12 protein-coding genes are annotated in these 15,015 nt (G+C 62.2%); 4 read left to right on the forward strand and 8 right to left on the reverse strand.

Annotation, left to right across the window (positions count from 1 at the left end; genetic code table 11):
* Positions 1-39 precede the first annotated feature (39 nt).
* Both Q0936_RS14865 and Q0936_RS14870 read left to right on the forward strand, forming a co-directional pair.
* Complete coding sequence (locus Q0936_RS14865) at positions 40-588, forward strand: sigma-70 family RNA polymerase sigma factor (protein WP_299143596.1); 549 nt, start codon at positions 40-42, stop codon at positions 586-588.
* A gap of 7 nt (positions 589-595) precedes the next feature.
* A complete protein-coding gene (locus Q0936_RS14870; RefSeq protein ID WP_299143913.1) occupies positions 596-1,252 on the forward strand; it encodes a ChrR family anti-sigma-E factor in 657 nt (218 codons plus the stop codon).
* Positions 1,253-1,267: 15 nt separating this feature from the next.
* On the opposite strand, the gene rmuC is transcribed toward Q0936_RS14870, so the two are convergent.
* From rmuC to Q0936_RS14905, 7 genes are all read right to left on the reverse strand, one after another.
* Positions 1,268-2,479: a DNA recombination protein RmuC gene (gene rmuC / locus Q0936_RS14875; protein ID WP_299293325.1), complete on the reverse strand. Its 1,212-nt coding sequence runs from the start codon at positions 2,477-2,479 to the stop codon at positions 1,268-1,270.
* A gap of 29 nt (positions 2,480-2,508) precedes the next feature.
* On the reverse strand, positions 2,509-4,311 hold the full coding sequence (mutL, locus tag Q0936_RS14880) for a DNA mismatch repair endonuclease MutL (RefSeq protein ID WP_299293199.1): 1,803 nt from the start codon (positions 4,309-4,311) through the stop codon (positions 2,509-2,511).
* Positions 4,312-4,364: 53 nt separating this feature from the next.
* Positions 4,365-5,573, reverse strand: coding sequence for a urate hydroxylase PuuD (locus Q0936_RS14885; protein WP_299293202.1), 1,209 nt, complete (start codon positions 5,571-5,573; stop codon positions 4,365-4,367).
* Positions 5,574-5,708: 135 nt separating this feature from the next.
* Positions 5,709-6,719, reverse strand: a complete 1,011-nt coding sequence (locus Q0936_RS14890) for a cytochrome d ubiquinol oxidase subunit II (RefSeq protein WP_299293205.1) — start codon at positions 6,717-6,719, stop codon at positions 5,709-5,711.
* Positions 6,720-6,724: 5 nt separating this feature from the next.
* Positions 6,725-8,113 carry a cytochrome ubiquinol oxidase subunit I gene (locus tag Q0936_RS14895; RefSeq protein ID WP_299293208.1) on the reverse strand — a complete coding sequence of 463 codons (1,389 nt, stop codon included), beginning with the start codon at positions 8,111-8,113 and terminating at the stop codon, positions 6,725-6,727.
* A 204-nt stretch (positions 8,114-8,317) separates the two neighbouring features.
* Entirely contained in the window at positions 8,318-10,360 is a 2,043-nt protein-coding gene (locus Q0936_RS14900) for an NADH:flavin oxidoreductase (protein WP_299293211.1), read from the reverse strand.
* A 1-nt stretch (position 10,361) separates the two neighbouring features.
* Positions 10,362-11,453, reverse strand: coding sequence for an NADH:flavin oxidoreductase/NADH oxidase (locus Q0936_RS14905; RefSeq protein WP_299293214.1), 1,092 nt, complete (start codon positions 11,451-11,453; stop codon positions 10,362-10,364).
* Between the two features lie 89 nt (positions 11,454-11,542).
* Here Q0936_RS14905 and Q0936_RS14910 point away from each other — a divergent pair, with 89 nt between their 5' ends.
* On the forward strand, positions 11,543-12,415 hold the full coding sequence (locus tag Q0936_RS14910; protein ID WP_299293217.1) for a LysR family transcriptional regulator: 873 nt from the start codon (positions 11,543-11,545) through the stop codon (positions 12,413-12,415).
* 28 nt (positions 12,416-12,443) lie between these two features.
* On the opposite strand, the gene Q0936_RS14915 is transcribed toward Q0936_RS14910, so the two are convergent.
* Positions 12,444-13,793, reverse strand: coding sequence for an aminotransferase class III-fold pyridoxal phosphate-dependent enzyme (locus Q0936_RS14915; protein WP_299293219.1), 1,350 nt, complete (start codon positions 13,791-13,793; stop codon positions 12,444-12,446).
* A 196-nt stretch (positions 13,794-13,989) separates the two neighbouring features.
* Here Q0936_RS14915 and Q0936_RS14920 point away from each other — a divergent pair, with 196 nt between their 5' ends.
* Positions 13,990-14,997, forward strand: a complete 1,008-nt coding sequence (locus Q0936_RS14920; protein WP_299293223.1) for an ABC transporter substrate-binding protein — start codon at positions 13,990-13,992, stop codon at positions 14,995-14,997.
* The last annotated feature ends 18 nt before the right edge of the window (positions 14,998-15,015 follow it).

Below are 15,015 nucleotides of genomic sequence, written 5' to 3' on the forward strand. Positions count from 1 at the left end.
CCGGGATTGGTTTCGGCAACTGTGACAGGACCCAAGGGCATGAACGACAACGATGCGAAACGGATGTTGTGGGTGTCCCACATGGTCCGCATCCGCGACACACAGGATCAGGCAGCCTTCAAAGAGCTGTTCGAGCACTTTGCCCCACGGGTCAAAGGGTTCCTGATCAAGTCAGGTGCCGACGCGTCGTTGGCCGAAGAGTGCGCGCAGGAGGTGATGGCCACCTGTTGGCACAAGGCACATATGTTTGACCCCGCGCGGGCTTCGGTGGCGACCTGGATCTTCACCATTGCGCGGAACCGCAAGATTGACGTGCTGCGCAAGCAGCGCCGCCCCGAACCCGAAGATCTGGGTTGGGGACCCGAAGAAGACCCTGATCAGGCCGATGTGATGGCCCTGCAACAGGACTGCGAACAGTTGGGCCGCGCAATCGAAGATTTGCCGCCTGCCCAGCGTGAATTGATACAACGGGCGTATTTCGGGGACCTGTCCCACAGCGAAATCGCCGAGCAAACCGGTCTGCCTCTGGGCACGATCAAATCAAGGTTGAGGCTGGCGCTGGAACGGCTGCGTCACGCGATGAAGTGAGCAAATGATGGAACATGAAATCAAACACCATCTGACGGATGACGTGTTGATGGGATACGCCGCCGGGACCCTGCCGGAAGCGTTCAATCTGATGGTCGCGACCCATGTGTCGCTGTGCGACACCTGTAGGGCGCGCGCCGAGAGCTTTGACGCCCTTGGCGGTGAAGTGATGGCGCAGACACCCGGAAACGATGTGGCGATGGATACCGACAGCTTTGCGGCGACGATGTCACTGATTGCCGGGGGTGCGCCTGACGAGATTCGTATGCCGCGCGACGCAGGCTCGATCCTGCCCGGCCCGTTGCAGGATTATGTCGGTGGCGGCGTGGATGCCGTTAAGTGGCGCAGCGTCGGCATGGGTGTTAAACAGGCGATCCTGCCCACGTCGCGCGATGCGTCGGCCCGGTTGCTGTTTATCCCGGCGGGTGCAGCCATGCCCGATCACGGGCACAAAGGCACCGAGATGACGATGGTGCTGCAAGGCGCGTTTCAGGACGAAGATGATTATTTCGCGCGCGGCGATGTCGAAATCGCGGACAGCGATCTGCATCACACGCCCGTTGCTGACATCCACGAGGACTGCATCTGCCTGGCCGTGACGGATGCTCCGCTGGAATTCCAGGGCCTGCTGCCGAAAATCGCTCAGCGCTTCGCACGCATCTAAACGTAACGACCGACGCTACTCTGCGGCGTCGGTCCGCTTGCCTATGGGCAATGGGGGCGTGTCCTCCAACTCTTCGAAATCAAAATTATCCAGCCGATGGGCACGTTTGCCCGCCTTGTCGGCGCTGATCTTGATCTCTTCGATATCCTTGGCGGCCTGACCGAAATGCCGGTCCAGATTGCCGACCCGTGTGCCCAGTCGGTCCACATCTGCCACCAGCATCGACAATTCCTTGCGAATGGCCCCCGCCTGTTCGCGCATGCGCGCGTCCTTGAGAATCGCCCGCATCGTGTTCAGCGTCGCCATGCAGGTCGTAGGTGACACGATCCACACCCGCGCATCGAACCCGGCCCGCACCAGATCCGGGAAATTGGCGTGCAATTCGGCATAGACCGCCTCGGACGGCAGGAACATGAGCGCGCCGTCCGCCGTCTCGCCCTCGATGATGTATTTCTGCGAGATGTCCGCGATGTGCTTTTTCACCGCCACCTTCATCTGTGCGACGGCGAGTTTCAGGTCGTGTTCCGTCTCGGCCCGACGCAACGCCTCATAGGCCTCCAGCGGGAACTTGCTGTCGATGACGATGGGGCCCGGCGGGTTGGGGAGGTGGATCAGGCAATCGGCCCGCTTGCCATTGGACAGGGTCGGCTGCCACGCATAGCTGTCATTGGGCAGCGCCTTGCCCACGATGTCGCGCAACTGGATCTCGCCAAAGGCGCCGCGCGTCTGCTTGTTGGACAGAATGTCCTGAAGGCTGAGCACATCGCCCGACAGTTTGGTGATGTTGTCCTGCGCCCGGTCGATTACGGCCAGACGTTCCTGCAATTGCGTCAGGCTAGTGGTGGTCTGTTTCGACGACCCGTGCAGCGTTTCCTTCATCCGTTCCTGCATCTCGGTCAGGCTGCGCTGGCTGCGCAGTGCATTGTCGGCCAACCGGTCCTGCATCTGCTGCTGTACCGCGCCCAACCGCTGTTCCAGCGTCTGCGCCAGTTGCGCCTGCCCGTTGGTGGCCGTGTCGGACACCATTTGGATCGAGGCGCGCAGCCCTTCCTGTCCCTGCGCCAGCCCCTGCACGTGCTGACCAAGATAGCCCAGTTGCTGCGCCAGCGGCTGCACCGCGCGGGCCGAGCGGCCCGACCGCACCACCGTCAGGATGAGCAGCACAAAGAGCAACAGGACAAGCGCCGCTGCCAGGCCGGCAATGATCAGCACAGGTTGGCTCAGCATGATCTGGGTCCCGTTAAATTCGAATGTCATCAGGTACGTCCGAACAGCCGTTCGATATCGGCCAGCTTGAGTTCCACATAGGTCGGCCGCCCGTGGTTGCATTGACCGGAATGGGGCGTCGCCTCCATCTCGCGCAAGAGCGCATTCATCTCTTCGGCGCGCATCCAGCGGCCCGACCGGACCGACCCATGACAGGCGACGCGGCTCAGGATCGCCTCGATCCGGGCCTGCACCGATTGGCTGCTGCCCAGATCGGCCAGTTCGTCGAGAATGTCGTGGATCATCGCTTTGGCGTCGACTTCACCCAGGATCGCAGGCGTTTCGCGCACGGCGATGGCGTCGCCGCCAAAGGCCTCGATCCCGAGGCCCAGCGCCGACAGCGCCTCAGCGATCTCGAGCAGGCGCGCGCAGTCGCCGGGCGACAGGCTGACGATCTCGGGGATCAGCAGGGCCTGCGCGGCAACGCCGTTCTCGGCCATCTGTGTCTTGAGCTTTTCATAGACCAGCCGTTCGTGGGCGGCGTGCTGATCCACGATCACCATGCCGGTCGCGGTCTGGGCAACGATGTAGTTCTCGTGCACCTGACCGCGCGCCACACCCAATGGTAGATCCTCAGGTGCGGGTGCGGTGGGCACCTCCACCACCTGCGCGCTATAGTCCTGCGCCATCTCGGCAAAGCCAGCGTCGATGGGCGCGCGCGGCCCAAGGCTGGGCCGGTCCATCTGGTAGACACGCGGTTCGGTCACCTCCGGGCGCATGGCCCCCAACGTCGCCCCGGCCACAGTCGATGACGCACGGTGCCCGGCCCCGGCCAGCGCATGACGCAGGCCCGATACGATCAGCCCGCGGGCGAGACCGGGATCACGGAACCGCACCTCGGATTTGGCCGGGTGCACGTTCACATCCACCAACTGCGGGTCGCAATCCACGAACAGGGCCGCCGCCGGGTGGCGGTCACGGCTAAGGAAATCGAAATAGGCGGCACGCAGGGCTCCGGTCAGCAGCTTGTCCTTGACCGGGCGGCCGTTGACGAACAGGAACTGTGCCACCGCCGCGCCGCGTGAATAGGTCGGCAGGGCCGCATAGCCCGACAGGTGCAGCCCCTCGCGCATTGTATCAATCGCGATGCTGTTTTCGGCAAATTCAGCACCCAGCACATCCGACAGCCGCCCGCGCAGCGCATCCATCGGATCGCCGGTCTGCGCCTCGACCTTGAAGACGGTGCGCGGATCACCCGACACATCGCGCAGTTCGAACCGCACGAAGGGTTCAGCCATGGCCAGCCGTTTGATAACATCCGTGATCGCCTGCGCCTCAGCCCGGTCCGTGCGCAGGAATTTCAATCGCGCAGGCGTGGCATAGAATAGATCGCGCAGGGTGATGACTGTGCCACGGTTGAGCGCCGCAGGCTTGACCGCGCTGTGCGCGCCGCCCTGCACCGAAATTTCGGCCCCCGCATCGCCCGGCACCCGGCTGGTGATCGTCAACCGCCCCACAGCACCCAGACTGGGCAGCGCCTCGCCCCGGAACCCGAAGGTGTGGATGTTCAGCAAATCAGAGCCGTCGATCTTGGACGTGGCATGGCGGCTGAGCGCCAGCGGCAGATCATCCGGCGCAATGCCACAGCCGTCATCCGTCACGCGGATCAACGTCTTGCCCCCGTCCGCCACGTCGATGGCGATGCGGGTGGCGCCAGCATCAATCGCGTTTTCAACCAGTTCCTTGACCGCGGATGCGGGGCGTTCCACGACCTCGCCCGCCGCGATGCGGTTCACGGCGGCCTCGTCCAGCTGGCGGATCACGGGTCTTATGTTGGGGGTCTGGTCGTTCATCCCACAAGACTTAGCATGTGGTGGCCCGATTCGACCACAGCCGAAGCGGGGTTTCAGCCGCCAGTTGCCGCGCGGTACCACGCCACGATGGCGGCACGCTCGTCGTCTTCCATATAGCTGAGATTGGCGGGCGGCATCGCGTGGCTGATCCCCGATTGCAGGTAAACGGCAAGGGCATTGCGGCTCAGATCCGCCGGGGTTTCCAGCACAACCCCCTTGGGCGCCCAGAGCAGGCCGGACCAGGCCGGTTCGGCGGCGTGGCACATGCTGCACCGGCCCTGCACGATCTCATGGACGGTCTCAAACCCGTCGGCTTGGGCAAAGCGGGTGACGATGGCGGCCTCGCGCTGTGCCATCGGCGCGGTGCTGAGCCAGACAATCGCGATAAAGAGCAGCGCGGTCACACCCCATGTCCAATGCGGATTGCCCTTGCGCGCGTGATGGGTGTTGAACCAGTGCCGGATCGTGACCCCCATCAAGAACACGAGGCTGGCGATCACCCAGTTCCAATCGCTCGCAAAGGCCAGCGGGTAGTGGTTGGACAGCATCAGGAAGATCACGGGCAGGGTGAGGTAATTGTTGTGGGTCGACCGTTGCTTGGCGATCTTGCCGTATTTGGCGTCGGGCGTGCGGCCCGCCATCAGGTCTGCGACCACGATTTTCTGGTTCGGGATGATGACGAAGAACACGTTGCCGGACATCAGCGTGGCCGTGAACGCGCCCAGATGCAGCAGCGCCGCGCGACCCGAGAAGACCTGCGTGTAAAACCACGCCATGCCCACCAGCACCGCAAAGAGCGCCACCATCAGCACCGTCTGGTCTGCGTCCACAAAGATGCGGCAGAGCTGGGTGTAGACGATCCAACCAAAGGCCAGCGAGGCCAGCGAAATGCCCACCGCCTGCCACGTGGTCAGGTCCATCACATTGGGGTCAATCAGGTAGAATTCCGCCCCGAGGTAGTAGACCAGCACCAGCAGGGCAAAGCCGCTGAGCCACGTCCAGTAACTCTGCCATTTGTGCCAGATCAGCCCGTCGGGCATGCCGGGCGGGGCGACGAGGTATTTCTGGATGTGGTAGAACCCGCCGCCGTGAACCTGCCATTCCTCACCATCCGCGCCCGAGGACAGGTCGCGGTCGCGGTGCAGGCCCAGATCCAGCGCGATGAAGTAGAAGGACGACCCGATCCACGCAATCGCCGTGATGACATGCAGCCAGCGGACGGCAAATTCAGCCCATGCGCCCAAGGCGGCGAGATCGTACATGCGCGGTGTTCCTGTCTGTTCTACAGGTTCAGACTAGACGCCGCCGCGGGTGAGGGGAAGATGCTGTGCGCAATGGCGCACGCCAGCGCCCAAAGGCTGGCGTGCGATATGCATATTTTTTGGAACAATGAATGGTCAGTCGTAGCGCAATTCTGCCGCCTTGCCCTTGAACACGTAGTAGGCCAGCGCGGTGTAGCCCGCGATCATCGGCAGGACAAAGACGGTGCCCACGAGGATGATGAACAGGCTTTCGGGGGCGCTGGCGGCCTCGTAGATCGTGAGCTTTTCCGGGACCACGTAAGGGTAGAAGGAATAGGCCAGCCCGCCGAAAGAGAACACGAAGAGGGTGATCGCAAGCATGAATGGCGTGCGCGCGCCTGCGTCGGTTTCGTTGGGCAGGCGGCCCAGGGCGCGCCAGAGCCAGTAGACGGTGACCCCGGACAGGATCGGCAATGGGGCGAGCCAGAAGATCTCGGGCGCGGTGAACCATTTGTCGAAAATACGCGGGCTGACCAGTGGGGTGGCGAGCGAGATCAGGCCGAGGCCGAGTACAAGGCCCCAGATGCCGCCCTTGGCCCAGTCGACCGCTTTGGCCTGCAGGGTGTACTCGGTCTTGAGGATCAGCCAGCACGCCCCGATGAAGGAATAGGCCACTGTTAGGAACACGGCGGTGATCATGGCAAAGGCCCAAGTGCCCAGCGTGCTTTCCAGGCCCATGACGTATTTGCCGAGCATGAAGCCCTGGCTGAGCGAAGTCATCAGCGACCCGGCAAAGAACAGCCAGTTCCATGTGGCTTTGTGCGGTGTGGGTGCCTTGACCCGGAATTCGAACGCTACACCGCGCAGGATCAGACCGATGAGCATGATTGCCACCGGCAGGTAGAGTGCGGTCAGGATGGTGCCGTGGGCCGAAGGAAAAGCCACCAGCAAGAGACCGATGGCAAGCACCAGCCATGTTTCATTGGCATCCCAGAACGGGCCGATCGAGGCCACCATCATGTCCTTTTCGCTGTCCGAGGCGAAGGGGAACAAAACCCCCACGCCCAGGTCAAATCCGTCGAGGACAACGTAGACGAGGATGGACACCCCCATCAGTGCTGCAAAGGTAAACGGCAGCCACTGTGCCGGATCGCCAAACAGATCCATCAAGGTCACTCCGCAGGAACTTGGCGGGCCAGGGCCTCGCCGGATTGAGGGGTGCGGCGACGCGGGACGTCACCGTCCACGCCCTTGCGCGCAAGAAAGAACAGCACACCGATATAGGCGGTCAGCAGCAGCACATAGATCGACAGATAGGCGCCAAGCGTCGTTGCCACGAAGGGTGCTGGCACATCCGCTACGGCCATTTCGGTGGTCATGATGCCCTGCACCAGCCACGGCTGCCGCCCGATTTCGGTGGTGTACCAGCCCGCAAGCGTCGCGACCCAGCCCGAAAAGGCCATTGGCACCATCGCAAAGAGTATCAGCTTGGGCAGCCCTTCGGCCCCGCGCCCCTTGCACAGCATCAGGAAGGCGGCCCCCCAGCTGAGCAGCAGCATCGCCATGCCGGTCGCCACCATGATGCGGAACGACCAGAACACCGGGGCCACCGGCGGGTGCAGGACCTCGCCGTCCTCGCTGACGAAATCGTTCAGACCCGGCACGACGCCATCGGCTTTGTGCTTGAGGATGATCGACGCCATGTTGGGGATGCCGACCTCGAAATGGTTGGTGCGGGCCTCTTCGTCCGGGATGGCAAAGAGCAGCAGCGGCACGTTGGACTGGGTTTCCCAGTTGCCTTCCATCGCGGCGACCTTTTGAGGCTGGTGCTCCAGCGTGTTCAGACCGTGCATGTCACCCATAAATATCTGCACAGGGATCAGCAACGCGCCAAGGTAGACACCGGTTTTCAGTGTCGCACGCACGCCTTGCGACCGGTCACCGAGCAGCCAGCGGAACGCGCTGAGACCTGCGATGAGGAAGGCAACCGTCAGGCCCGAGGCCAGCATCATATGCGTAAAGCGGTAGGGCATCGACGGGTTGAAGATGATCGCGAACCAGTCGGTGGCATAGGCCACGCCATCGCGCATCTCGTAGCCCTGCGGTGTGTGCATCCAGCTGTTGAGCACGATGATCCAGAACGCCGACATCGAGGTGCCGAACGCCACAAGGAAGGTCGCAGTGGTGTGCAGCCAACCTGGCACGCGCGAGAACCCAAAGAGCATGATGCCCAGGAACACCGCCTCGAGGAAGAACGCGGTCATCACTTCATAGGCCAGCAGCGGCCCCGCGATATTGCCCACGGTTTCCATGAACCCCGGCCAGTTGGTGCCGAACTGGAACGACATGGTGATGCCTGACACGACACCCATGGCAAAGCTCAGGGCGAACACTTTGACCCAGAACCGGTAGGCATCCATCCACTTGCCGTCACCGGTGGCGTTGAACCGCAGCTTGAAGAACAGCAAGACCCAACCCAGTGCGATCGTGATCGTCGGGAACAGGATGTGGAACGAAATATTGGCCCCGAACTGGATCCGGGAAAGCATTAATGTGTCCATCGTCAAGCACCTCAGGTGTCGTGAATACCGTGTTTGATCCTGAGATAGGGTACACGACTTCGCCGACACCGGGGGTGCGACAGGGTGCGCAGGCGCGTTTTGTCACAGGGCTTGGCGGCTATGGGAAGGGCGAAATGGGCTGCAACTGCCGGCAACGATCCGTGTTTTCTCATCTGGGCATTGCCGCGCCCGTGTTTCACCGCGTCAGAGGTCCTTGATCAACCTCAGCGCATCATAAATCGCCGCATGGGTGTTTCGCGCCGCCACCGCATCGCCAATGCGGAACAGTTGGAACGACCCGTCCGGGTTCGGCGACAACGCCTGCGCCCGCCCGTCTATCAGTGCGTCGTGATCCACCTCACCGAGGTTGCGCGAGAGCGATTTGAGGTCAAAGTAGAGGTCCGCATTCGGCAAGGTGCCGTAATTGACGACAATCTGGTCAAAGGTCTTGTCGTTTCGTTTGTCGCTATAGTCCGAACCGATGTCGGCAAGCAGCCGATTGCCATCCTTGCGCACACCCATAAGACGCTGCGCGACCGTCATCCGCACATCCTTGTCCTGCAAACGGGCGACATAAGGCACGAGGTTCAGCCCCATGACCTCGGGCGCAAAGGTGCGGTCTGGCGTCATAACCTCAACATGTGCGGTGTCGGCGGCCATCTCTGCGGCCTGCAATCCGGCGTGGTCCCCGGACTCGTCAAACACCAGGACATCACCGCTGGCTGTCACGTCACCCGACAGGATATCCCATGCGCTGATGACGTGGGGCAGGTCCGTCATCTGTTCATAGAGACGCATTTGCGGCAGGCCACCGGTCGCGACGATCACCAGATCGGGGTCGAGTGCTGTGACATCCGCAGCTTCCGCCCAGGTGTTGAAATGAAACTGCACGTCGTGCGCGGCGCATTGCGCCATGCGCCAGTCGATGATCCCGATCATTTCGCGCCGCCGGGGGGATTGCGCCGTCAGCCGCACTTGCCCGCCGGGTTGGTCCGCCGCCTCAAAAACTGTCACGTCGTGACCCCGCATCGCCGCCACACGGGCGGCTTCCAGCCCGCCCGGACCGGCCCCGACCACAACGACCTTGCGCGGCGTGTGGGCCGCTTGGATGACATGTGGCATCGTCAACTCGCGCCCCGTCGCCGCGTTGTGAATACAGAGCGCCTCACCCCCTTGATAGATCCGATCGAGGCAGTAAGTGGCGCCAACACAAGGGCGAATATCGTCCTCGCGCCCCTCAATGATCTTTTGCACCAGATGCGGATCAGCCATATGCGCGCGGGTCATGCCAACCATGTCCAGATGCCCTGCGGCAACCGCGTGGCGGGCAGTGGCCACATCAGGAATGCGCGCGGCGTGGAAGGTGGGCAGACCGATCTCGGCCTTGATCCGCCCCGCGAAATCCAGATGCGGCGCGGATGGGGAACCTTGCAAGGGAATGACCTTGGACAGATCAGGGTCAGAGTGGATGCGCCCGCGGATCACGTTCAGGAAGTCGACCAACCCTTCGGCTTTGAGCATCTGCGCAATCTGCAAACCCTCGTCATCGGTCAGACCGCCGGGCGTTGCCTCATCCGCCGTGAACCGGACGCCAAGCAGGAAATCGTCACCCACTTTGGCGCGCATACCCGCCAATACCTCGCGGACAAACCGCGTGCGGCTTTCCAGTGTCTGCGCGCCATAAAGCCCTTCCAGCTCATTGGTAAGCGGGGACCAGAATTGATCCGCCAAATGGCCGTAACATTCGATTTCCAACCCATCCATGCCGCCGGCCTTCATCCGTTCGGCAGCGTCGACATAGTCCTGAATGATGCGGGCGATGTCCCAGTCTTCGAGCAGCTTGGGGTTATACCTGTGCGCCGCCTCGTGGTGGTGGGTGGGCGCAACCGAGGGCAGCCAATTTCCCTTGCTCCACCCCGTGCGCCGACCCAGATGCGTCAATTGGATCATCACGGCGCAGCCATGATCGTGCAGTTCGTCGGTCATGCCCTTGATCCACGGCACCACCTCGTCCTTGTAGGCCAGCACGTTGTTGAAGGCGGGCGGGCTGTCACGCGACACACAAGCCGACCCCGCCGTCATCGCCAGCGCGACACCCGCCTTGGCCCGTTCGGCGTGATAGGCGCGATAACGGTCCTTGGGCATGCCCTCTTCGGGATAGGCGGGCTCGTGACTGGTCGTCATGATCCGGTTGCGCAGCGTCAGATGCTTGAGCCGGTAGGGTTGCAACAAAGGATCACGGGTCATCTCAGCCTCCGACAAATGCGCCGTATTGTTCGGCCAAAACATGCCGCGCGTCTATGCCCAGCGTCTTGGCCGCTGCAAATGGCCAGTGCGGGCTGCGCATCATCTCGCGCCCCAACAGCACGATGTCAGCCTTTCCACCCGCAATGATCTGTTCCGCCTGATGCGGGTCAGTGATCGCACCCACCGCCATGGTCGGCAGTTGCGTCGACCGCCGGACGTCGCCCGCCATATCAGGTTGCTCTGGCGTCCGACCGTTGATCGCCCCGCGTGCCTCAGGCACAGCGCCCCCGGCAGAGCAATCCAGGATGTCGACGCCGCGTTCCCGCAACCAACCGCCAATTTGTCCCATGTCTTCGACAGTCAGCCCGTCTGGCGCAAAATCGTCTACGGACAACCGGACGGACAAGACACGTTCCGCAGGCCAGACCGCCCGTACCTTTTCCACCGTTTCCAGTAAAAACCGCGCGCGCCCCTCGGGAGAGCCGCCATAGGCGTCACTGCGTGTGTTGACCAAGGGTGTCAGGAAAGAATGCAGCAGATAGCCATGCGCGCAATGCACCTCCAACAGATCATATCCTGCGGAGCAGGCACGTTGAGCCGCGGCCACAAATTCATCCTGGATCGCGTGGATCTCCGGCACTGTCAGGGCATGAGGTTCCCGCCACAGGCGTTGCTCGGTTGGATCAAACCGGTCACTTGTCGGACCTACGGGCGTCCACCCGCCATCCTCGTCAGCGATATGATTGCCGCCCTCAAGCGCAGTTGCCGCGCTGCCTTTGCGGCCCGAATGAGAGATTTGGATGCCCGCCACAGCACCATAGCTTTTCACAAACGACACAATCAGCGCAGCCTTTTCGGCCTGCGCCTCGTTCCACATGCCCGCGCACCCGTTCGATATCCGACCCGTTGGCGAAACGGCGGTGCACTCTGCCATGACCAGCCCCGCGCCGCCCACCGCGCGCGCGCCAAGGTGAACCAAATGCCAGTCCGTCGCCACGCCATCGACGGACACATATTGGCACATCGGCGACATGCCGATCCGGTTTCTGAACACCACGTTATTGATCTTGAGTTCCGAGAACAGCTTTGACATGCACGCCACCTTTTGCTTTGCGGATAGAAAACAGGCTCTTGGGCAATTGAGGCAAGCCAAATTAACTGCCTGTCTTATAAGTTGGCGTTATGAATCATACTGAACTTCCATCGCTCAAGGCGCTGCGTGCCTTTGCCCTCGTGGTCGAGGTCGGCAGCCTGTCTGCCGCCGCACGCGCCATGAATGTGACGCAGCCCGCCGTCACCCAACAGGTTCGTGCGCTGGAAAAGCATCTCGGCAAGAAGCTTTTGAAACGGCATGGGCGCGGGGTTTTGCTGACGGATGACGGCCAGATTCTGGCCCAATATCTGCAACGCGGGTTTGACGAGTTGAGGCGCGGTCTGGACGCTGTGGCGGCCAACAGGCATCCCGCAAATGTGCGCGTGACCACCTCGCCCAGCTTTGCCGCCTTTTGGCTGGTGCCGCGCGTTGCTGCGTTTCAGGCGGCACATCCCGGCATCACCGTGCAACTCGACCTCAGCGCGGAGATGCGACCCATCGACAGTTCCGACTTTGACGTCGCCATTCGGTTCTGCCTGCAACAGGACATGCCCGAAGACATCCCGCCACTGCTCAACGTGACGTTGAATGTACTGTGCCACAGCGCCATCCGCCCGACTGCGCCAGTATCCGGCCCGGACCTCACCGATCTCCCGTGGTTGCAAGAGTTGGGCGTGTCCGTGGTCAACGACTGGTTCACCCGCCAAGGCATCGCGGACTGTGTTCCGGCACAGATTTCTGAGATGCCGGGCAACTTGATCGTGGACGCCATCCGCCGCGCAGAGGCTGTTGCATACACCGTCTGTGACTGGGTTTCAGATGACCTGAGCCGTGGGGACATCGTCGCCATATGGGACAAGCCAGAACGCGGCTGCTATTACGCGCTCGCGGATGCGCCCTCACCTGCCTGCGCGGCCTTTCTGCAGTGGCTGCAGGAAGCGGTGGCGTCAGGCGCGCATTGAGACGCGGGACCCTACCCCAGGCTCTGTATCAGATGGTCTGCATGCCTGCGTCCAGGGCGTCCAGCACACGGGTCACTTCGTCTTCGGTCACGACCAAGGGCGGGGACATCATGATGTTGTTGCCGCCGATGCGGACCATGGCCCCGGCTTCGTAGGTGGCCTTGTGCAAGCGCTTCATAGTCTCTGCATCCATCGGCGTTTTTGCAAGCGGATCGCTGACAAACTCAAGGCCGGTCATCAACCCGTGCCCGCCCCGCACATCGCCCAAGATATCGTATTTCTCGGCCAAACGCTGGCACCCTTCGAACAACTGCGTGCCACGCGGCCCGGCATTGGCCTTGGTATCAAGGCGCAGCGTCTCTGACAGGCAAGCCGTGACCGCCGCCGCACCCACCGGATGCGCCGAATAGGTGTAGCCGTGGAAAATCGCCCCATCCGCGTCCGCCTTTTCAAACACTTCGGCCACCGGTTCTGACATCAACGCAGCACCGACGGGGAAATAGCCCGATGTGATGCCCTTGGCACAGCTCATCATGTCGGGCTGCACACCCCAATGGCGGCTGCCGCTCCAATCTCCCGTGCGGCCAAAGCCTGTGATGACTTCGTCGGCGATCATCAGGATGCCGTGCCGGTCGCAAATCTCGCGCATCAGCGGCATGAACGTCTCGTGCGGGACAATCACGCCGCCCGCGCCCTGAATGGGCTCCATGATAAAGGCGGCGATGCTGCCCGGCCCCTGAAACTGAATCTCGTCCTCCATCGCGGCGGCGATGTTCTGGGCCAGCACAGCCGGATCGGTCTCGTGGAACGGGTTGCGATAGGGGTAGGGCGACGGCAGGTGGAAACATCCGGGCATCAGCGGCTCATAGGCGATGCGGAACCGATTGTTGCCATTGACCGAAGCACCGCCGAAATGGGTGCCGTGATAGCCCTTTTTTAGGCTCAGGAACTTGGTCCGGCCCGGCTCGCCCTTGATGCGGTGATACTGGCGCGCCAGCCGCAGGCAGGTTTCCACCGAATCCGACCCGCCGGAGGTAAAGAACACCCGCGCCATGCCGTCCTCGGCGAAAAATTCGCGCACGGCATAGGATGCTTCAATCGCCGTGGGGTTCGATGTGCCGAAAAACGCTGAATAGTAGGGCAGGTCATAAAGCTGCTTTGCAATCGCGTCCTTCACCTCGTTGTTGGAATAGCCCAGGTTCACGCACCACAGACCACCAACGGCATCCACGGTCTTGTGCCCGTCGATATCTTCGATCACTGACCCTTCGGCCCCGGTGATGATCGTCGGCGCATGGGCCATGGCCTCGCCCGGATGGCCCATCGGGTGCCACATGTGGCGGGCATTGTTGGCGCGCAGGAAATTGTCGTCTTTCATCTCGGGGCCTCCCATGGCTGCACCCCAACAAGGCCACGAACAGGCGCGCCGCACAATCCATATTGAAATCGATTGCATAATTTTTAATCGCACCGCACAGTCCACGCCCAGATAACGGCGCGGACCGAACCGCCTTGCGTTCCACACCGGACCGCCAGGGCCTAGGGTCGCGTGATAAACACCTGGGAGAACACGTATGATCAGACAAACCTTTGCGGCCTTTGCCGCAGCCGCCCTCATGACCGGCGCGGCCATGGCCGAAACCAAAGTGCCCTTTGCACTCGACTGGAAATTCGAAGGCCCCGCCGCCCCCTATTTCGCCGCCATCGACAACGGCCACTTTGGTGCCGCCGATCTGGACGTCGAAGTGTCTGCCGGTCAGGGATCGCTCGACGCCATTCCCAAGGTCGCGACAGGCGCGTTCCCCATGGGTTTTGCCGACATCAACAGCCTGGTCAAATTCCTCGACCAGAACCCCGGCGCGCCGGTCACGGCCGTGATGATGGTCTATGACAAACCACCCTTTGCCATCGTGGGCCGCAAGTCGCTGGGCGTGTCCGAGCCCAAGGACCTCGAAGGGCGCGTGCTTGGCGCCCCGCCCCCGGATGGCGCATGGGCCCAGTTCCCGGCCTTTGCCACCGCCAACAACCTCGACGTGGACAAGATCACGGTCGAGCCTGTGGGTTTTCCAACACGGGAACCGATGCTGGCCGAAGGCAATGTGGCGGCTGTGACAGGGTTCAGCTTCTCGTCCTTCCTGAACCTCGTGCGTCTGGGTGTGCCGGAGGAGGACATCTCCACCATCCTGATGGCGGATTACGGTCTTGAGCTTTATGGCAACGCGATCATCGTCAACACCGACTTTGCCAGCGCCAACCCCGAGATCGTCACCGGCTTTCTCACCGCCGTCGCCGCAGGGTGGAAAGACGCCATCGCCGATCCCGCCAAGGCCATCGAAAGCCTGATCGAGCGGAACCCGGCAGCGGATGCAGCACTGGAAACCCGCCGTCTGCAACTGGCCATCGACGCCAACGTGCTGACCGACAACGTGGCGGCCAACGGCATGGGCGGCGTGGATGCCGCACGCATGGAAACCGCTCTGGGCCAGTTGGCTGAGACCTACGCGTTCCAGAACGCACCCGATGCGAGCCTCTATTTCACCGACGCGTACCTGCCCGCTGCAGATGCGCGGATGCTGAAGTAAGCGGGAAAGACGGCGTGC

The sequence above is a fragment of the uncultured Tateyamaria sp. genome (assembly GCF_947488715.1).
GTDB lineage: Bacteria > Pseudomonadota > Alphaproteobacteria > Rhodobacterales > Rhodobacteraceae > Tateyamaria.